The 19466-nt window shown below is 47.8% G+C and carries 14 protein-coding genes, 17 tRNA genes and 1 rRNA gene; 25 read left to right on the forward strand and 7 right to left on the reverse strand.

Features of this window, described 5'->3' with window-relative positions; translation table 11 throughout:
• Window positions 1-77 precede the first annotated feature (77 nt).
• The 19 genes from rrf (at window position 78) to MHH92_RS01750 (ending at window position 2617) form a co-directional block, all read left to right on the forward strand.
• A 5S ribosomal RNA gene (rrf, locus tag MHH92_RS01660) occupies window positions 78-194 on the forward strand.
• A gap of 38 nt (window positions 195-232) precedes the next feature.
• Window positions 233-306: transfer RNA gene (locus MHH92_RS01665), tRNA-Ile, on the forward strand.
• Window positions 307-340: 34 nt separating this feature from the next.
• Window positions 341-416: transfer RNA gene (locus tag MHH92_RS01670), tRNA-Ala, on the forward strand.
• Between the two features lies 1 nt (window position 417).
• Window positions 418-493 (forward strand) — tRNA-Asn (locus tag MHH92_RS01675).
• A gap of 3 nt (window positions 494-496) precedes the next feature.
• A tRNA-Ser gene (locus MHH92_RS01680) sits at window positions 497-588 on the forward strand.
• Window positions 589-602: 14 nt separating this feature from the next.
• A tRNA-Glu gene (locus tag MHH92_RS01685) sits at window positions 603-674 on the forward strand.
• A gap of 6 nt (window positions 675-680) precedes the next feature.
• Window positions 681-756 (forward strand) — tRNA-Val (locus tag MHH92_RS01690).
• A 16-nt stretch (window positions 757-772) separates the two neighbouring features.
• A tRNA-Met gene (locus tag MHH92_RS01695) sits at window positions 773-846 on the forward strand.
• Window positions 847-871: 25 nt separating this feature from the next.
• Window positions 872-949, forward strand: a tRNA-Asp gene (locus tag MHH92_RS01700).
• Between the two features lie 23 nt (window positions 950-972).
• Window positions 973-1048 (forward strand) — tRNA-Thr (locus MHH92_RS01705).
• 97 nt (window positions 1049-1145) lie between these two features.
• Window positions 1146-1221: transfer RNA gene (locus tag MHH92_RS01710), tRNA-His, on the forward strand.
• A gap of 11 nt (window positions 1222-1232) precedes the next feature.
• Window positions 1233-1307 (forward strand) — tRNA-Gln (locus tag MHH92_RS01715).
• A gap of 9 nt (window positions 1308-1316) precedes the next feature.
• Window positions 1317-1392: transfer RNA gene (locus MHH92_RS01720), tRNA-Lys, on the forward strand.
• A gap of 9 nt (window positions 1393-1401) precedes the next feature.
• Window positions 1402-1488 (forward strand) — tRNA-Leu (locus tag MHH92_RS01725).
• An 8-nt stretch (window positions 1489-1496) separates the two neighbouring features.
• Window positions 1497-1571, forward strand: a tRNA-Gly gene (locus MHH92_RS01730).
• Window positions 1572-1577: 6 nt separating this feature from the next.
• Window positions 1578-1654, forward strand: a tRNA-Arg gene (locus MHH92_RS01735).
• A gap of 16 nt (window positions 1655-1670) precedes the next feature.
• Window positions 1671-1744: transfer RNA gene (locus MHH92_RS01740), tRNA-Pro, on the forward strand.
• Between the two features lie 12 nt (window positions 1745-1756).
• A tRNA-Gly gene (locus MHH92_RS01745) sits at window positions 1757-1827 on the forward strand.
• 184 nt (window positions 1828-2011) lie between these two features.
• Window positions 2012-2617 (forward strand): short chain dehydrogenase, encoded by a 606-nt coding sequence (locus MHH92_RS01750; protein WP_076319609.1) that lies wholly within the window; start codon window positions 2012-2014, stop codon window positions 2615-2617.
• Window positions 2618-2840: 223 nt separating this feature from the next.
• On the opposite strand, the gene MHH92_RS01755 is transcribed toward MHH92_RS01750, so the two are convergent.
• The 4 genes from MHH92_RS01755 to MHH92_RS01770 all read right to left on the reverse strand — a co-directional run bounded on the left by MHH92_RS01755 (window position 2841) and on the right by MHH92_RS01770 (window position 7957).
• The gene (locus MHH92_RS01755; RefSeq protein ID WP_340901640.1) at window positions 2841-3890 is read right to left on the reverse strand and encodes an ABC transporter substrate-binding protein; all 1050 of its coding nucleotides are present in this window, start codon (window positions 3888-3890) and stop codon (window positions 2841-2843) included.
• A 94-nt stretch (window positions 3891-3984) separates the two neighbouring features.
• Window positions 3985-5667, reverse strand: coding sequence for an AraC family transcriptional regulator (locus MHH92_RS01760; protein ID WP_340901641.1), 1683 nt, complete (start codon window positions 5665-5667; stop codon window positions 3985-3987).
• Window positions 5668-6041: 374 nt separating this feature from the next.
• Window positions 6042-6902, reverse strand: coding sequence for a hypothetical protein (locus tag MHH92_RS01765; protein WP_253505069.1), 861 nt, complete (start codon window positions 6900-6902; stop codon window positions 6042-6044).
• A 146-nt stretch (window positions 6903-7048) separates the two neighbouring features.
• Window positions 7049-7957, reverse strand: a complete 909-nt coding sequence (locus MHH92_RS01770) for a LysR family transcriptional regulator (RefSeq protein ID WP_253505073.1) — start codon at window positions 7955-7957, stop codon at window positions 7049-7051.
• A 368-nt stretch (window positions 7958-8325) separates the two neighbouring features.
• On the opposite strand from MHH92_RS01770, the gene MHH92_RS01775 reads away from it, so the two are divergent.
• The 4 genes from MHH92_RS01775 to MHH92_RS01790 all read left to right on the forward strand — a co-directional run bounded on the left by MHH92_RS01775 (window position 8326) and on the right by MHH92_RS01790 (window position 13831).
• Window positions 8326-9342: an ABC transporter ATP-binding protein gene (locus MHH92_RS01775; RefSeq protein ID WP_076254002.1), complete on the forward strand. Its 1017-nt coding sequence runs from the start codon at window positions 8326-8328 to the stop codon at window positions 9340-9342.
• A 70-nt stretch (window positions 9343-9412) separates the two neighbouring features.
• Complete coding sequence (locus MHH92_RS01780; RefSeq protein ID WP_340901642.1) at window positions 9413-10486, forward strand: ABC transporter substrate-binding protein; 1074 nt, start codon at window positions 9413-9415, stop codon at window positions 10484-10486.
• Between the two features lie 73 nt (window positions 10487-10559).
• On the forward strand, window positions 10560-12245 hold the full coding sequence (locus tag MHH92_RS01785; RefSeq protein ID WP_340901643.1) for an ABC transporter permease: 1686 nt from the start codon (window positions 10560-10562) through the stop codon (window positions 12243-12245).
• Window positions 12242-13831, forward strand: a complete 1590-nt coding sequence (locus tag MHH92_RS01790) for an MBL fold metallo-hydrolase (RefSeq protein WP_340901644.1) — start codon at window positions 12242-12244, stop codon at window positions 13829-13831. Before MHH92_RS01785 ends, MHH92_RS01790 begins: the two co-directional genes overlap by 4 nt.
• A 79-nt stretch (window positions 13832-13910) precedes the next feature.
• On the opposite strand, the gene MHH92_RS01795 is transcribed toward MHH92_RS01790, so the two are convergent.
• Window positions 13911-14471 (reverse strand): GerMN domain-containing protein, encoded by a 561-nt coding sequence (locus tag MHH92_RS01795; protein ID WP_340901645.1) that lies wholly within the window; start codon window positions 14469-14471, stop codon window positions 13911-13913.
• Window positions 14472-14505: 34 nt separating this feature from the next.
• Entirely contained in the window at window positions 14506-15918 is a 1413-nt protein-coding gene (locus tag MHH92_RS01800; RefSeq protein ID WP_340901646.1) for an N-acetylmuramoyl-L-alanine amidase family protein, read from the reverse strand.
• A gap of 282 nt (window positions 15919-16200) precedes the next feature.
• On the opposite strand from MHH92_RS01800, the gene MHH92_RS01805 reads away from it, so the two are divergent.
• Window positions 16201-17430, forward strand: a complete 1230-nt coding sequence (locus MHH92_RS01805) for an anhydro-N-acetylmuramic acid kinase (protein ID WP_340901647.1) — start codon at window positions 16201-16203, stop codon at window positions 17428-17430.
• Window positions 17431-17555: 125 nt separating this feature from the next.
• Entirely contained in the window at window positions 17556-18395 is an 840-nt protein-coding gene (locus MHH92_RS01810; protein WP_036616797.1) for a MurR/RpiR family transcriptional regulator, read from the forward strand.
• Between the two features lie 147 nt (window positions 18396-18542).
• Here MHH92_RS01810 and murQ read toward each other — a convergent pair whose 3' ends face one another.
• Complete coding sequence (murQ, locus tag MHH92_RS01815) at window positions 18543-19448, reverse strand: N-acetylmuramic acid 6-phosphate etherase (protein WP_340901648.1); 906 nt, start codon at window positions 19446-19448, stop codon at window positions 18543-18545.
• Window positions 19449-19466 lie beyond the last annotated feature (18 nt).

Consider the following 19466-nt stretch of genomic DNA (forward strand, 5'->3'; position numbering starts at 1 on the left):
GCAAGTGATAATTCGCATGTTTCGTTTCGAATCTAGTTTTCAGAGAACGATCTCTGAAATGTAAGCTATGCTATGCGTTTGGTGGCGATGGCGGAGGGGTTCCACACGTACCCATCCCGAACACGACCGTTAAGCCCTCTAGCGCCGATGGTACTTGGACCGCAGGGTCCTGGGAGAGTAGGACGCCGCCAAGCGAAACCCCATTGGGGTATTTTTTTTCGAAAATTGATAAGGGCCCTTAGCTCAGTTGGTTAGAGCGCACCTCTGATAAGGGTGAGGCCGGTGGTTCGAGTCCACCAGGGCCCATAGCAAGACCACAACAAGAAATACACCAGAGTATGGGGCCATAGCTCAGCTGGGAGAGCGCCTGCCTTGCAAGCAGGAGGTCAGCGGTTCGATCCCGCTTGGCTCCACCATTCCCTGATAGCTCAGTTGGTAGAGCACTCGACTGTTAATCGAGTTGTCACAGGTTCGAGCCCTGTTCGGGGAGCCATATGGAGAGGTGTCCGAGCTGGCCGAAGGAGCACGATTGGAAATCGTGTAGGCGTCACAAGCGTCTCGAGGGTTCGAATCCCTCTCTCTCCGCCAGATATTTTTAGCAAGGCCCGTTGGTCAAGGGGTTAAGACACCTCCCTTTCACGGAGGTAACAGGGGTTCGAATCCCCTACGGGTCATATTATGGAGGCTTAGCTCAGCTGGGAGAGCATCTGCCTTACAAGCAGAGGGTCGGGGGTTCGATCCCCTCAGCCTCCACCATATAACTTTATAATGACGCGGGGTGGAGCAGCCCGGTAGCTCGTCGGGCTCATAACCCGAAGGCCGCAGGTTCAAATCCTGCCCCCGCAATTAACTTTCCTTGAGAAAGTGATCTGGAACCGTGGTGTAGTTGGCCTAACATGCCTGCCTGTCACGCAGGAGATCGCGGGTTCGAATCCCGTCGGTTCCGCCATTTTTTAATTAAATATACACCGTGCCGGTGTAGCTCAACTGGTAGAGCAACTGACTTGTAATCAGTAGGTTGGGGGTTCAAGTCCTCTCGCCGGCACCATTTTTAGTATTTACATCTGAATTTGTGATAGAATGTATATTACAAGTAAAATTGTTAATACTAAGATACTCTTAGTGGATGAATGGCTTACTCTATGGCGGTCGTGGCGAAGTGGTTAACGCACCGGTTTGTGGATCCGGCATTCGGGGGTTCAATTCCCCTCGATCGCCCCATGATTTTTTAATGGGGATTAGCCAAGCGGTAAGGCAACGGACTTTGACTCCGTCATGCATAGGTTCAAATCCTATATCCCCAGCCATTTCATTACGAGTCATTAGCTCAGTTGGTAGAGCACCTGACTTTTAATCAGGGTGTCGAAGGTTCGAGCCCTTCATGACTCACCATTATATTTTGCGGTCGTGGCGGAATTGGCAGACGCGCACGGTTCAGGTCCGTGTGGGCTAACCCCCGTGGAGGTTCGAGTCCTCTCGACCGCACCATATGTTTTGCGGAAGTGGCTCAGCGGTAGAGCATCGCCTTGCCAAGGCGAGGGTCGCGGGTTCGATTCCCGTCTTCCGCTCCAATATTTGCGCCCTTAGCTCAGCTGGATAGAGCGTTTGACTACGAATCAAAAGGCCGGGAGTTCGAATCTCTCAGGGCGCGCCATTATTCTCATAAGTATCGGGATGTAGCTCAGCTTGGTAGAGCACCTGGTTTGGGACCAGGGGGTCGCATGTTCAAATCGTGTCATCCCGATTTTTTTTATTTGCGGGTGTAGTTCAATGGTAGAACTTTAGCCTTCCAAGCTAATAGCGTGGGTTCGATTCCCATCACCCGCTTCCGAGTAACATATAGAAGAGCCTTTGCTTATAGCAAAGGCTTTTTTTGTGTTAAAAAGAATAAGTGTAATCTATTTAAAATAGGGGCAATCGTCATTTGATTAAGGATGGAATCTTTGTTTAAATAAATATAACAATTCGTATCTGATTAACCGTATTTATTTATAAAGGAGGACAAACAGTAATGAAAAGAGCTCTGGTCATTGGTGGAAACGGAACATTAGGTAAAGCCGTTGTTGCGAAACTGAGAGATTATTCCGTTAAGGTTATTACAGCAGGTAGACAATCCGGGGATGTTCAGGTGGATATGACGTCGACAGAGAGTATTACAACCCTCTTCGAAACGGTGAGAAATATTGATTACGTCATTGTGGCGGCGGGCCAGACCCATTATGCGAAACTCGAAGAACTGACACCTGAGAACAATATGATTAGTGTGCAGGGTAAACTGCTTGGACAGGTCAATATCGTATTGATTGGACAGCACTATATTAACGACAAGGGGAGTTTCACGCTGGTCAGTGGCATTATACAAGACCACCCTATTGAGCAAGGTGCATCAAGTGCTATGGTCAATGGAGCTATTGATTCGTTTGCCAAAGCGGCAGCGTTTGAGTTACCAAGAGGCATTCGTTTGAATTCGGTTAGTCCTAATCTGTTTGTAGAGTCGGCGGAAAAATATAAGGATTTCTTTATTGGATTTAATCCTGTACCTGTAGAGAAAGTGGCTAATACGTTTATCCAGAGTGCACTTGGGATTGAAACAGCCCAAAATTTCAAAATATATTAAAAGCCGGAAAGTTATATATGATTTTGATGATTACCTATCCCTAATTAATTGCAGGAAGAGAAGGGTGTACATGAAGTGCATTTAAATGTTAAGCATGTAGAATGATTTTTCATGAAACAGGACTGAATGAGACCATTTGGAATATTAAATATAAAGGAGATCCACCGAAAATCCGGTGAATCTCCTTTTGTTTGTTGTGGATGAAACAGAGGTATATTGACTATTATGGAGCAGGTAGTCCAAGAACTTCGAGCATTTCATTACGTTTGAGCGATTCGGCAATGGGGCCGTCAATGAGCCATTTCTTAGCATTGAGGACATAGACATGACCATTTTGAACAGCGGGTAGGCTTTTCCATACTTGGAGTTGCTGGATTTCATTGAGTTCATCTTTTGTTTTTTGCAACGCTTCAGCTGACCCATCTGAGCTAATAGACACGATAAACAGATAGTCTGCTTTGATTTCAGGCAAAAGCTCAACCGAGATACTGGCATTCATCCGTTCCGGATTCTCTGCCTCGAGTTTGGTAACGAGAGCGTCGGGAGTGAATCCAATCTCATAACCCGCTCCTACATAACTGGAAGCTGGAAATGGCGTGGATGGAATGGAAGAGAAGAACAAACGCATATCCTTCTCTTCCAGGCGCAGGAATGCAGCTGTAGGTTTGGTCTTGGTGATATCGGCTGCGAGCTTCTGAGCTTCAGTTACTTGGTCTTTATTTTTTTGTAAAAGCTGTTCAGCCCGCTCTTCAATATCTAGCGCAGTAGCTACCTGCACGATAGATTCCTGCCAATTACGGCGATCATAAGTGATCGTAGGCGCGATCTTCTCGAGTTGTTCGAGAATTTTGGCATCCAAACTGGCATTGGCAATAATGAGGTCCGGATTGGCGCTAATTACAGCTTCAAAATTGACACTTTCATTAATGGGTTCGACAGCCACGCCTTGGGCTTCAAGTTGCTCATTCAGATAATCTTGCCGGCCAATAGGTGTAGCAAGTACCAGTGGTACCTCCAAGGAGAGGAGAATATCCTCCATATTAATGGACACAATCCGTTCAGGATGTGCCGGGATTTCTTTGCTGCCACTGGCGCTCTCCACGGTCTTAGTAGCTGATTCAGTGGATGAGTCGCCATCTGTACCCGCAGCTGATTTTACGCCATCTGCAGATGGCTGCGAAGTGCTTGCAGGTGTCTGCCCACACGCAACAAGTAACATGGCGAGTATGAACAGTATCCCCGTTATTTTGACATAATGCTGTTTGTACATCATAATCCCCCTGTGTTTCTAATGATATTGATTCTCAGTACACTATATATTGTAGCGGTCTCATGTTGGGGGAGACATAGCCTTCTGTGCTATCCGGTCATGGATTAATGTGCTGAGTTCCACCAAAAAGTTTCAGGGTTTCATCGATGATCTGATCATGAGCATATGGTGAATAATCCAACCACGGCATTTCATCTAGCAGATATACATGTTGGTTCTGCACAGGCATCAAATCTTGCCATAGTTGAGTATGTTGTAGTTTATGCCAACGTTGCTGGGATTCTGAGTCCTGATCCACAATCAGTAACATGCGATCTCCAACCATCTGAGGCAACTCCTGTTCATCCAATGCACGATAGACTTGCCCTGGAAGCAGATCGTGTGAAGGCGACACGCCCAGGTCGTTATATAGAACAGCGCCCCCATTGCGTCGCCCGTAGATTAACAGGTGACCCATCATGATATGAATGATGGAGATCGTATCCTTACCGATTAAATGAGTAAGCTGCTCTTTGGCATGGATTACCTTGTCATCATACTGCTCCAACCACTGCTGAGCATCTTGTTGCTGTCCCACAATGGAGGCAACTTGTACGAAGTGTTCCCGCCAGCTCAATCCTTTCCATGGGATAACGATGGTAGGAGCAATTCGCTGCAGCGTTCTTTTTAACGTATGGGCTTCGTACTCATTACAGAGTATGAGGTCCGGGCTCGCTTGCATCAACAACTCAACGTTGGTTTGCCAGATATGAGGATTCATTCGTTTGCTACGCCCCAGATGATAAGGGATATTGGAGAAAAAAAGATTCCTGTGTTGATCCCGTCGGTTATCGATCAATGCCGCATGGGGGATGATCTGTAATGCCAGCAGATGGCCAGTGGTTCCGAAGGAGAGAGCGGCAATTTTACTGCGTTTCTGTCGTTGATAGGTAGAGGGAGACACGCCAACATATTTTTTGAATTTGCGACTAAAGTAAAACTCGTCCTGAAAACCAACCTGTGAGGCGATACGTTTGATGGTTTGGCCGGGGACGAGCAGCATCTCTTTGGCCCGGTCCATGCGGATGTTATTCACGTATTCCATGGGACTGATGCCAGTGCTATTTTTGAATACCCGCGAATAGTGCCACACACTCATGCCTGCCACTCCGGCAAGAACTTCACGAGAAAGATGCTCAGCATATCCAAGCTCAATAAGTTCAAGCGTTTGATCCAAAGCAGAGGTGTGTTCGGAATCTCCTATTGCACTTTCTTTGGGGGGAGCATACACATGGGTTAACAATTCATGCATCAAAGTCTGAATGCGAAATGGACGATTTTCTTGAGGTACAGAGATACACTCATGGAGCTGGGAGGCAATTCTGGTACATTCCTGAAAAAGTTCATGCGGTAATTCATCAGCGTAAGATGAACGAAGTAACCCTTTTTGGTATACCTCCATTACAGTAGAGCCGGAAGTAGCTTTATTGATATTCGAGAGAGGCTTCAACATATCAAAATATATCGCGATGCCTTGTAAAGGATGAAACTCATCCGGTGTATATTCTATCGCTGTTCCTGGCAGGATTAGATACATCTTACCGATGGTGGCATGATTTTGCCTATGCCCAATACGGATATCGGCTTCACCGCCAGTACAGATGAGCAGAAGATGTGAGTCCGTTAATACGAATGGGGAAAGAAAAGACGCTTGATCGAGAACTTCGGATGTCTTGAATCTTGCATATAGGTCACGGGTATGGTCACCGTTAGATATCAGTGGAAAGACTTGCAAAGTCACCAGAATCCCTCCTTAACTTACGATAGTAACATTACATATGATGTATTTGAGAATAATTATCAATTATCGCATATTGTCATACAAATAAGTAGTCCATATGATAATATGAAAATGAAATAGCGAATTCTGATCATTGAACCGCGTAACTTTCCACTATAACTTGAATTGAAATAGGTTACCGAGTTGGAAAATAGCCAATACATAGTTCCCATCATCTAAACCGTTGAGCGAATAATTAGTGAAAATCTCAACTGATGTTAATCATAGAATTACTTAAATAACAGATCATTAAATTCACTACGCAAAAAAAAGACAAGCCCTTTCCTACGATATCCGCAGGAAGAGGAACTTGTCTTTTTAATTAGAGCTTGCGATTAATATCTTTCCAGAATCGTCTGTGTTTTCAAGCCATCAGCCGGAATCAGCCAGTTGTTGTTCTCCAGCAACTGCAGTAGTTGGGTACGCAGCCCGGATACGGCTACAGTATCATCGGTTTTGAAAGAAACCTCTACGATATTCTCAATACCTGTACCTGCTGCGTCACGGATCGGCCATACTTCGAGCGTAAGCTCTTGACCATTCCATGTACCTTCATAACGTTGGAATGTGATTGGACCATATGCACGGGATTGAGTCAGTTGTTGTTTACCCCAGTTGGAGGCAGACCAGTTTTTCAATTTGCCCGGAAGCTTGTCCAGTAACATGTTCAAGGCTTCTTGCTGCGAAGGAAGTTGGACTCCTGTCGCTTTGGTATCGACTTTTTTGGTATTGGAGAAGCTCAGGGTTTGTTTGCCATATCCCCAATCAATTTCAGCCTCGTAGTTATCATCTGATTTGTCGAATCCCTCTTGGTTAGCCAGAGTCAGCGCTGCGTTGATGTCGCCATTGATTACAGGGTAGCGTTTTTTATAAGTCAATTCGTAGTTATTCTTGTCATCCTTTTTGCGAAAACGAACGTTCCATCCTTGTTGATCCAATCCGAGAGCATTGGTGTCGAAGTACTCCACGTTAATGTTTCTTGGCGTGGAACTCAGGCCGAGTGTCTGGATCACTTCACTGCGTGGTGTCCCATCTGTATTCAATACAAGTTCCGGCTTGGCCAGAAACTTTACTTCATAAGCAGGAACGGCATTGGCAGCAGCTGAAGCCTGGGGTGCTCCCAGAAATGTCATTCCACTTCCCAATGTTACGATGCTCAGCATCAATGAGGCGGTTACCTTTTTCCACTTTTTCAAAACCAATCACTCTCCTAATCTGGATTAACGTACAGACTCACTTTATCGCCTGAATATATGAAAGCGATTAAAGGGAAGCGCACATTGCGTTAACCCTGTATAGATTTGATGAATGGCAAACGATAGTTTATAGCGGATCAAGGCAATCAGCCATGGAAAATAGGAGAGCCGTGACTCACCTCTCGTAGCACTTCTTTGAAGCGGTTTACCTGAACGGAAGGGTGGCGGTCCTTGTTATGTACCGTATAAATATGGCGCGGCGCTTGTTCTCCGGGAATGGGAAGAACCTGAATGAGCCCGTGCTGTTCCTCCCACTGTACTGCCATCCGAGACATGAATGAGACATGCCCCCCGATTAACACGAGCTGTTTGATCGCTTCCAGGGAATCCATCTCCACGGTACTCCGCAAACGAATATCATGTTGCGCAAGCCATTGATTGGTTAGCCGCCGTGTACTGGATTCATTGCCATGTAAGGCAAAAGGAATCTGCGCGATATGATCTGGTGTTAATGCATCCTTCTGGGCCAACCCATGCTGTGGGGAACAGATCAATACTAAGTCGTCTTCACACAGCGTCTCAGCTTGCAGGGCGGGTCCAACAAATGGCTCGGAAGAGATCACCCCCAGATCAATCTGATGCCGAATCAGCATCTCGCGAATAACAGGTGAGGGTTTGACGGATAAGACAATACGAATGCCCGGGAATTCCTGAGAAAAGGTGTTGAGTATGGTGGGCAGCAAATATGTAGCCGGTACATAGCTTGCTCCAATGTGCAGGGTGCCGCGATAGAGACTGTCATATTCCTTCACTACCCGCCTTGCCTCTTGGGTCAGAGCATTGATTTTGACAGAATAGTGGAGCAAAGCCTGTCCGGCTTCGGTTAAAAAGGTCTTTCCACTGCGCGATTCGAATAATCGCACGCCCATCTCTTCCTCCAATGACTTCATATGAAATGTAACGGTGGGTTGCTTGATCCCCAGTAACTCGGCCACGCTTGTCATGTGATGATGCTTGTCGATCAGTTCAACAATTTGCAATTTGATCAGATTCAATGTCCCGACACTCCTCTCACTTCTACTAGCCCCAATATATAAGATGATCTAATGTTTTTCATAAAGACGGAGAGTACAGAACCAATCTGAAGAAGCGAAGCGTTCGCCTTTATCCCCGGATTTCTCCCTTCATAAAGGGAATATAAGAAATCTGGGGATAACAGCGATCGGAAGATGGTGCTGTAATCGAAGCGACAACATGAAAATTAATTTAGTTCACCTACTATAGATTTAATCTATGAACATCAACAGAATTCATCTAAAAAGTTAATTCCAATTTTACATACAAGAGATACAACTCGCGAAAGCGGACGTTAGACTGAGAACAGTGCAAGAGATCAAGTAACAGAAGACAGGCAGGGATGCTTATGAAATTAGAGATGACAGGAATTCAAAAATCATTTAATCAAACACCCGCGCTGCTGCCGACAGATCTAACGCTTGAACATGGAAAGTTCACGACCCTGCTCGGCCCATCCGGCTGTGGCAAAACAACACTGCTCCGCATGTTGGCCGGGCTGGAACAGCCGGACGCGGGGGAGATTCGTGCAGATGGTCAGTGTATCTACTCTGCGGCGAAGCGGATTGATATACCAACACACAAGCGTAATCTGGGCATGGTGTTTCAGGATTTTGCATTATGGCCGCATATGACCGTATACGAAAATGTAGCGTTTGGCCTGAAGGCCGGAAAACAGAAATCTGATCTGCGGCAAAAGGTGAACGAAGCGCTTGGCATGGTTCGCCTGCAAGGCATGGAAGACCGATATCCTCATCAGCTGTCTGGTGGACAGCAGCAACGGGTTGCTTTTGCCAGAGCCGTAGCGGTTAGACCTGGTGTGATCCTGTTCGATGAGCCACTGAGTGCACTGGATGCTGTACTCCGGGAAGAGATGCGGATTGAGATGATGTCACTGGTTCGGGACATGGGATTGACTGCGCTGTACGTCACACATGATCAGATTGAAGCGATGTCGATGTCGGATGAGATTGTGGTGATGCAGAAGGGGCGGATATTGCAAAAGGGAAGCCCGGAAACGATCTACTCGGCGCCAAGTGATCCGTATGTCGCTTCGTTTATCGGAAAGTCCAACTGGCTCACGCCTAATCAATCGATGGTGCGTCCAGAGCATGTCACCTGGAACAAAACAGGTCATGACGATCTGTGTTATCCGGGGACGGTACTTAGTGTCAGCTATGTAGGTGAACGATATGAAGTACGAGTGCAGATGGAAGGGCTGGGCATATGGACAGCCTATATGAACCAAAGGGCGCGCGTAGGGGAGCGAGTGCAACTCTATGTAACCCCTGAGCGGATATGCCGAATGGACGGTTATGACCACCCGAGTGTGAAGCAGAACGAAGCGATCGCAGTGGCATATTAAATTGTTGAACGAGCACGCAGTTGGAAGCAGAAGTACACATTTTATAAGAAACCAGGGGAGATGGACGAATATGTTGGGTATGAACACACGAAAAAAGAGCGCAATGCTGTTATTGACAGCGGTAATGAGTATCAGTTTGTTCGGATGTAGTACAGGGAACTCGACCACAGGCAACGCAGCACAACCCGCAGGTGAAGGAAACACAGCAGCAGCGGCAGAAACAACGAAACCGGCTGGTGGCAAGTTGGTCTTGTACAGTGCTGGCCCACAGAAGCTGGCAGATAACATCGTGAGCGGATTTACAGACAAAACAGGGATCGAAGTTGAGATGTTTCAGGGAACGACAGGAAAAATTCTGGCTCGTATGGAAGCTGAGAAATCCAATCCGGTTGCAGACGTTGTGATCCTGGCCTCTTTACCTTCAGCACAGGCTCTGAAAGCCGATGGACTGACTATGCCATACCCTGAAGCAGCCAATGCAGACAAGTTGAACAAGGACTGGTCGGATGCAGAGGGCAACTATTTTAGCAGCAGTGCTTCCGCACTGGGCATTGTGTATAACACCAAACTGGTATCTACACCACCAACAAGTTGGGCAGAGCTGGCTACGCCTGCGTGGAAAGATGCAGTAAACATTCCCGACCCTACATTATCAGGTTCAGCACTCGACTTCATCACAGGTTACCTGAGTGCGAATGGTGAAAAAGGATGGGATCTGTTGAGCGCCTATAAAGCCAATGGTGTAGCGATGGCAGGCGCCAATCAGGAAGCACTTGATCCAGTCATTACGGGTGCCAAAAGCATCGTAGCAGCAGGTGTGGACTACATGGCGTATTCCTCCAAGGCAAAAGGCGAACCACTGGATATCGTATATCCTGAGGAAGGCACGGTAATCAGCCCAAGACCGGCAGCGATTCTGAAATCCAGCCCAAATGTAGAGAACGCCAAAGCGTTCATTGACTACCTGTTGTCCGATGAAGCACAGAAGCTTGTTGCAGATGCTTATCTGATTCCGGGCCGCGAAGACATTGAAGCGACTAACCGTACCAATGTGAAGGATATTCCACAGCTTAAAGTGGATTGGAACTGGATGAGCGAACATGGCGAAGAGACAGCAGCACGTTTTTCCGAGACTTTTAAGTAAGAAGAACAAGGATAGAGACAATTAGGCAAAAGGAATACCTGCTGTCTGTGGAAAGTCATGTGAGGTGAACGTAGTGAAACCTGTTGGAATAGACAACAACCGAATTTTTCGGAGAGTGGGCGTGATTCTGGCCCTCTTTCTGCTGACCATAAGCATTGGCGTACCGCTCTTGCTGATCTTCTGGCAAAGTGTGTATCCGGACGGGCAGTGGGATTGGATGACTCCAATTCGCACGATTACAGGTCATCATCTATCAGGTGTATTGCTGAATTCCGTCTGGCTTGGTATCTGCGTTGTAGCGGTAACTACGCTGCTGGCGCTACCGCTGGCTTGGATGATGGCGAAGACCCGAATGGGCGAGCATCGCTGGGTCGATGTAATCCTGATGATTCCGTTCATGACCCCGCCGTATATCGGTTCGATGGGCTGGATTCTGTTTATGCAAAAAGGGGGATATCTGCAGCAATGGGTGCCCTCATCTGCGGGCTGGAGTGAGCTGTTCTTCAGCTTCTGGGGCATGGTGCTCATCATGAGCTTGCACTTGTTCCCATTCCTGTATCTGCTGCTTCGAGATGCATTGATCCGCATCGGTGGCAATCTCGAAGAAGCGGGAGCTGTGCACGGTGCACATGCAGGGTACCGTTTCAGACGTATTATTTTACCCTTATTGTTGTCATCTTACGGCATGGGGATCATGCTGGTCTTTGTCAAAACGATTGCGGAATTCGGAACACCAGCGACCTTTGGGCGCAAGATTGGCTATTATGTCATGACCTCCGAAATTCATAAGTACATCTCCAGTTGGCCGATTGACTTCGGCAAGGCGACTTCACTGGCATCGGTGCTGCTGTCCGTCTGTCTGGTGATGTGGTATATGCAGTCTGCCATGAGCCGGAAGTTCACGTATCGTCTGGTTGGTGGCAAAGGGCAACGTTCGAAGCGATATTCTCTTCGTGGCGGAGCAGGATGGTTGTGTGGGGCGTATCTTGCAATCCTGTTGATCCTGTCGATAGGTATCCCATATTTCTCCATCATCGCCGCTTCGACCATGAAGTTACGGGGATCAGGAATTGCTTTTGATAATCTCACCTTGGATCATTACAAGGAGCTGTTATCTTGGGGATCAGTGAGTATGAAGGCCATCGGGAACAGTCTGGGATTATCCCTCGCGGCTTCAACGGTCGCTGTTATTATCGGAACTGGATTTGCGCTGGCGATCGGCAGATCATCTTCATTCATGCAGCGTGTGATTGACTTGTTCAGTCTGTTGCCTAATACGGTGCCGGGTATCGTGATGGTCGTGGGTCTGATTCTCTTCTGGAACTCACCCTGGATGCCAGTCACGTTGTATAACACCTATGGCATGGTTGTGCTAACGTACGTTGTGCTCTTCTTGCCTTACACCGTACAGTATGTAAAATCGAGCTTTACCCAGATTGACGGAACGTTGTTCCAGGCTGGGCAAGTCTTTGGCGGGAAGCCGCTGTATATTCTGCGGCGTATCCTGATCCCGCTGATCCTACCCGGCATGCTGGCCGGATGGATGATGACCTTTACGATTGCTACCCGGGAGTTGGTAGGTTCGTTATTGATTCTTCCGCCGTCGATGCAGACGTCCGCCACGTATATTTTTGCCCAGTTTGAACAAGGTCAGGTATCCCTCGGCATGGCGATGGCCGTCGTGACAGTAGGTATGACGGTGTTCATGCTGCTTGGAATCGAAATGCTGAATTCAAAGAGAAAGTGGAATGCATCATGATCAAACTGAACGTATGGGGCGGGGCAGGGGAACATGGACGTTCCGCCTATCTCCTGAGCGGCAGCAATGTTCGCCTTTTGCTGGATTGTGGTGTGAAAAAAGAAGGTACGGGCGAGTATCCGCTGATTGACCCGAAGATCGTCCCGCAACTGGATGCGGTCCTGTTGTCCCACGCCCATGAGGACCATTCGGTCGCCATCCCATTGCTGTATAAGATGGGCTACCAGGGTGAAGTGTGGACAACAAGAGAGACGAGGGCGCAGCTGCGTACGTATTTTGCCAACTGGCGTAGGTTCGTAGAGCGTGTAGGCGAAGAACTTCCTTATGATGAAGCAGATGAGCAAGCTATTCGTTATCGGTATCTGGAGGATGAGGTTGTATCCCAAACCTGGTTCGAACCCATTCCTGAAGTAAAAGTGATGTGGGGACGCAGTGGACATCTGGCTGGATCGGTGTGGTTTGGGGTTGAAATGGAAGGTAAGCGGATTTTTTATTCCGGGGACTACACGTCAGAATCGCTGCTTTTACAGGAGGATTGTCCAGCGGTGGCGTTCTGGCAGACAAGCATGCTTCGTGAGAATCCGGTGTTCGATGCTCCGAGCAGCGAGCGGTGGAGTACGGAGGAACTAATCGCTATAAACAGTGGGCAAAAGGCTGGAGAATTCATAACGTCACAAAATCAGACATCTGTTGCATCAGAAGCGTCGTCAAGAACACTCGTATCCACGGAGATACCCATGAAGCAGAGAAATTTCACATCCAACGGAGCAGATGGAGCAGTCAGAGCAGGCAGAGCAAACGTAGCAGACGCTGCGCCAATATCTTCCGTCGGGCTGGTAGATCTGGCGATCGTTGATGCGGCCTACGGTACGGACCAAGATGCACAGGCTGACAAACTGGAACAGCTGGAACAAGCCATTCGCCAGACGATTGCTCAAGGTGGAAAGGTGCTCTTACCTATGCCTGTCGTAGGGCGTGGACAGGAGATCATACTGTGGGCACAGCAACAATTCCCAGCTATCCCAATCGTAGTGGAACAAGGGCTGGTGGAAGGGATGAAGCAGCTTATGCATGTTCCGTATTGGTTGAGGGAGAAGGGAGAGCATGTCATCGGAAGTTCGTTGAAAGACAAAATTGATGGCTTTCTGATCGGACGAGGATGGGAGCTGCCTACAACCACCCAAGAGCGGGAACAACTGTTGGAACATCATGCTGCTTCGCTATGGTTTATTCCGGACGGTATGATGCAGTCCTCGCTTGCCCGTTGGTACTATAGTCAATTATCGGACAAGGAGGAGAATCTGATTCTGCTCACCGGGCATGTTGCTCATGGTACATTTGCTGATAAGTTGCTACGGGTTCCTGACAAGTATGGAGTGTGTGATGTGCGGAAAATACGTTATAAAGTACATCAGGGCTGGAAGGATGTTGAACGGATGCTGCATCAGGTTCCAGCAAGGCATACGGTCCTTGTGCATGCTGACCGGGCAGAGACGGACAGATTAAAAGAAGTATTGCTCAGAAATAGCCCGTCACCGAGAACAGTGATACATTCACTGTCTGCTGGTGACGAGCTATATGTGTGAATTGTGCATGAAACGAAGTGTTGCGTTCTTATCTGAGAGCGTCCCTGGGGACGTTCTTTTTCCATTGTTGTCTGATTAGTTAGGGTTCGCGATGAATGGGGTGCTCCAGTTCGGCATGACCCATCAAACTATCAACGGCTTCACCATCCACCAGTATATCCAGACTCTTCACTTCATCAAATTGAAACATCGTTGTTGTTAAAGCTTCCAATGCGAGCAATTCTCCACTGGTACCGAGGTTCGCTTCAGCGGGGATATGAACATCCAAAGTCACCGTACCCTCAGCATATTGGATAGAGAGCAATTCCACCTGCTCCCAGAGGGAAACAAGCTCTGAATCGGTGTTCGTTTGCAACGCTGCAAATGTTTTTTCATATTTTTCGGAATCATCCTTGTATTCAATTTCCTGTTCTGTTTTCTCCAGCTCAAGGACCTGAGAATCTGCCAAATATACATCGACAACTTGTGTATTCATTTTGCCCAGATCCACCTCCGTTTCGGATGGGTTTGGTGCCTGCACCTGTCCTCCCTGAACAGCAGGTTCATTCGAACCGGATTGGCTCACTGGCTTCTGGGCACATCCAACTCCGATAAGGATCAAGCATGTTAATATAAGTGCACAACCTAGCTTCTTATTCAAAGAAACACTTCCTTTATCTGATTTATTTGATGATTTATAGGCCCAAATACTCCTTGATTCCATCGGCTATCGCTTGAGCGGCTTTCATCTGAACAACTTCGGACGACATCAGTTCTTCATCGATTACATTACTCAAGAATCCTACTTCCAAAAGCACTGCAGGCATGGTCGTGTCTCGGATTACTTCCAAGTTGCCATTCTTCACACCACGATCTCTGAGACCCATGGCTTTCACCAAACGTTGATGAATGATAGTGGCTAATTCCTTGCTATTACTGCGTTGATAATAATATGTCTCTGTACCTGTGGCTTGGGGGGCGGACTTCACGCTATTGCCATGGATAGATACAAATACATCCGCATTTAATTGATTGGCGAGTTGAACACGCTCAGGGCGGGTCGGATAGGTATCACCTTCACGAGTCATCACCAATTCGATATTAGGTTCATTGAGCAGCAGGGCTTGTACTTTGTGAGCTAATGCCAGATTGTATTCCTTTTCGGGTTTGTTCGTGATGCTGATCGTCCCTGGATCACTGCCACCGTGTCCTGGATCGATGACCACAACCTTGCGTCCTGAGTCACCTACTGGAGTGACTGGAGCAGGTGAGACATTGTCACCCGCAACATTCAGATCAATAATCAGTTTGTCGGCAATCACATTGTGGCTGTACTGGACATTCTTCACATTATTCAATTCTACGACAATGCGAACTTGTGCCGGTTCTCGTTTGAACAGTGAATATCTCACTTCTGTCACATTGGGATAACCGCTCACATCCAACTTGCCATTGAGTCCTTGATCCAGCGGCTGGGAGATATCACCAAAGGTGGCTCCGGGCAAGTCCACAACCAGACGATCAGGGTACTTGAGGGTCGTTACTATCGGCTGAACGGCCCCATCGGTGGATAACACGAGCTGATTATTGGCAAATTGGATATCGGTAACCTGAGCGGTAGAGCTTGAATCCCCTTTTCCAGGACTATTTCCTGGTTCAATAGCAGGTTCCTTACTAGTGTTCGTTAAGTATACGATCTTGTCTTGATTGTTCCATCTCACCTTAAGCCCCATCTGTTCACTGACAAATCGAATGGGAACCACCAGCGTTTTATTCAAAATCTGCGGTGCTGTGTTCAAAGTGACTTGTTTGTCAGCAACCATGGCTTGCTTTTGATCGACGGTTAGGGAAATCGTCTGTTGATCTTGCTGAATTTTTACAGTGCGTGCTTGTTGGTTCCAATCGACTTTGAATTTCAAATTTTCGGCAACGACACGAATCGGGATCATCACGTTTTTATTGATAATCGTCACCTGTACATCACTTGGGAGGACTAATTCCTCTCCATCCATAAAGATTTTCGACGTGCTTGCAGCGGCATTTCCCTGATTAGGGAGCAAAACGAGTAAGAATAGACTCAAAAACAGTAGTAAAATGGTTTTCTTCATTATGCACCTCGACTAGTATTAGATCATTTTCTTAATTCCAAAATATCCCTTCATATTATAAACGGTAAAAATGTAAAAATGTTTCTCTTCTGATATCTAATTATCAATTGATGGAAGAAAACATGATGTGTGATCGCAAATGGGGTGAATATCTCTCTTTTTATTTTCAATGTTGTAATTAAATTTCATATAATGTTTGACTTGTGAAATTTAATATCATATACTGGGTGAAATTATGGCAGGATGGCGTGTTCATCGGGTCTTGCAGGAGGTTGGAAGTGGATGGATACAGGCAGCTATCCGATGTGGGAGAAGTATCGTTTGAAGCAGGAGCATCTGGTCATCGGACTAATGTCAGGAACGTCACTTGATGGAACTGACGCGGCACTGGTGCGTATTCAAACCGATATGAGCGGGGCATTACAGCAGATCGAGCTGGTTGATTTTGTCTGTGTGCCGTATTCGAATGGATTGAGAGACGTACTGATCCGGTTATGTTCACCGGGGACGGCGCGTGTCGACGAGCTGACAGCCGCGCATTTTGGTGTATCGGAGTGGTATGCGCATAGCGTTACGGAACTGATGAAGTCTGCCGGTATTTCAACACAGCAGGTGGATGTGATTAGCATGCATGGACAGACGGTATGGCATGCTCCTGTAGCATGTTCATTTCCAGGGCCAACGGGAGCAAGTATTGATGTGGTATCGACATTGCAGATCGGTGAATGTGCTGTCGTTCGAGAACGGACAGGACTGCCAGTGATTGGCAACCTGCGGGCAAGGGATATGGCCGCTGGTGGGGAAGGTGCCCCGCTTACGCCTTATGCGGATGCTCTGATGTTCCGCAGCCCGACGGAAGGACGGCTGGTGCAGAATATCGGTGGCATTGGCAATGTGACGGTGCTTCCCTCCGAGTCTTCTACCAAAGGTATTTCGGCATTTGATACAGGACCAGGGAATATGGTGATGGACGCCATTGTGCGGCAGGCAACGGATGGGCGGCAGCATTATGATCCGAATGGAAGTATTGCCGCACAGGGGAAGGTCGATCAGGGTCTGGTAGACCTGTGTTTGGAGGATGAGTATTTCAAAAGACTTCCACCGAAAAGTACCGGGCGAGAAGTATATGGAGCCGCGTATGCAGTGAGACTGATGGAGATGGCCGCAAAGCGTTCCTTATCCCTTGAAGATACGCTGGCTACTGCCACCTGTCTGACCGCGGAAACCATCGTGCGTGCAGTGAAGGATTTTATCCTGCCCAAGGTGCAAATATCGGCCATGGTCGCGTGCGGTGGTGGCACTTCCAATGCCACGTTAATGGAGATGATCCGTCAGAGACTACCGAAGGATATCCGTTTGGAGCGAACGGCAGATTATGGTATACCCGATGATGCTCGGGAAGCCATTGGATTTGCTCTACTTGGCCATGAGGCACTCATGGGAAGAACCAATACACTCCCGGCAGTAACCGGCGCGAAACACGCCGTAATCTCAGGCAATCTCACACTTTAGTGAGGTATGACTTTAATTGGAGTTCAGTTATGGAAGGGCGAGGAATTCGATTAGACGCGAGTGGAATTATAAGATAAAATGCTTGTACATGAATGTAGTACGGAAAGGAGGAGCGAATGGAAGGCATGAAAGGTGGACTTGTACGTTTACGCGCATTAATGGATGACTTGACCCCGTCCGAACGGAAGATCGGAGCTTATATTCTCGATCACCCGCAAGAAACTGTTCAATCCTCGGTGGCCCAGTTGTCTGAACGGAGTGGAGGCAGCCCAGCTGCCATTATCCGTCTCTGCAAATCACTGGGTGTAACGGGTTTTCAGGAGCTGAAGCTGAAGATCGCCGGAGATTTGCAGACGAGTGAGCCATATCAATATACGGAGATTCGTCCCCAGGACTCCATGGAGAGCATTATTCAGCATGTGTCCGCAAACAATATTCAGTCGGTGAAGGATACGGTTCATATTCTGGACCCACGTCTGGTGGAAAAAGCTGTGGACGTGCTTCATCAGGCAAACCGGATCTTTTTCTATGGAGTAGGGGCCTCCAACCTGATTGCGCTGGATGCACATTACAAGTTCATGCGAATCAATCGCACAAGCTTTTCGTTCGCCGATCCGCATATGCAGATTTCGTCTGCAACGACGCTTCGTGAGGATGATGCGGTGGTATGTATCTCGTATTCAGGGGAGACGTCGAACGTAATCTCCTGTCTCAAGCATGCTCACGATGGCGGCGCAGCGACAATCAGCATTACCAAGTGGGGCAGCAATACACTCAGTAGTATGGCAGATGTACCCCTGATGATTACTTCCACCGAAAGTGATATTCGAAGCGGAGCAACTTCGTCACGGATTGCACAGCTGAACGTGATCGACATTTTGTATCTGGCGATTGCCAGTCGGGATTACAACCAGTCGGTGGAGTATTTGGAGAAGAGCCGACAGGCTATTCTGGAGCACAAGTGAAGTAGAACCATATGAATCCCTTTCTGATTATGCAGGAGGGGATTTTTTTACGAATTATATCCGCTTTTAGTATAAAAAAATAAAAATAGAGCCCGGACTAATGTCGGGCTCCTCTCTTTCAACCTCTAATAATCCCCCTTGTACGGCTCAGGAAGGCCCCGCAATGGCGCTGCGGACAAATCCGTCAGCCAGATCAAGCCTGTGCTGGGCTTCTGTTACGTCCACGCCTGCCATCAGCATGACGATTGCCGTTTTTACATGACCGTCTGCACCGGTAAAAGCCTCTTCAATATCCGCTTCATTTGCTCCGGTTGCCAGATGGATCATGCGTTTGGCACGATGGACAAGCTTCTCATTCGAAGGGTTCAGATCAACCATGAAATTACGGTAAACCTTGCCCAGACGAATCATGGCGGTAGTGGTGAGCATATTCAGAATCATTTTCTGGGCGCTGCCTGCCTTCATACGTGTTGAACCCATGACAACCTCTGGGCCGACAACAGCCTCAATGCTCACATCAGCCAACAGGGTCATCGGCGTGCCTGCATTATTACTCAGGCTGATCACCGTAGCCCCGATCTCCTTGGCGTGCCTCATCGCACCCAGCACATACGGCGTTCGTCCACTGGCTGCAATGCCAACCACGACATCGTTTTTGTCTAAGCCATGTTCATCAAGGTCGGCAGCTCCCAACTCCTCACTATCTTCAGCACCTTCAACCGGGTCCTTCACTGCCCGGAATCCCCCTGCAATAATACCCTGCACCATGGATGGCGGGGTTCCGTAGGTAGGCGGGCATTCCGAAGCGTCAAGTATTCCTAATCGTCCACTGGTACCTGCGCCTACATAAAAAAGCCTGCCGCCAGACTGAAAGGCCTCCAAGATCCGATCTGCAGCCTGAGCAATGACCGGAATTAGGGGCTGAATGAGCTCCGCAATCCGTTGATCTTCCTTATTAATGAGTTCCATAATTTCTGCCGAAGGCAATTCATCTATATGATCCGTTAGTGGATTGGGTTGTTCTGTTAGTAGTGAATTCAGCATGTGATTCATCCGTATGGCCTCCTTCTC

Origin of the sequence: Paenibacillus sp. FSL M7-1414 (assembly GCF_038003195.1) — a bacterium.
GTDB lineage: Bacteria > Bacillota > Bacilli > Paenibacillales > Paenibacillaceae > Paenibacillus > Paenibacillus amylolyticus.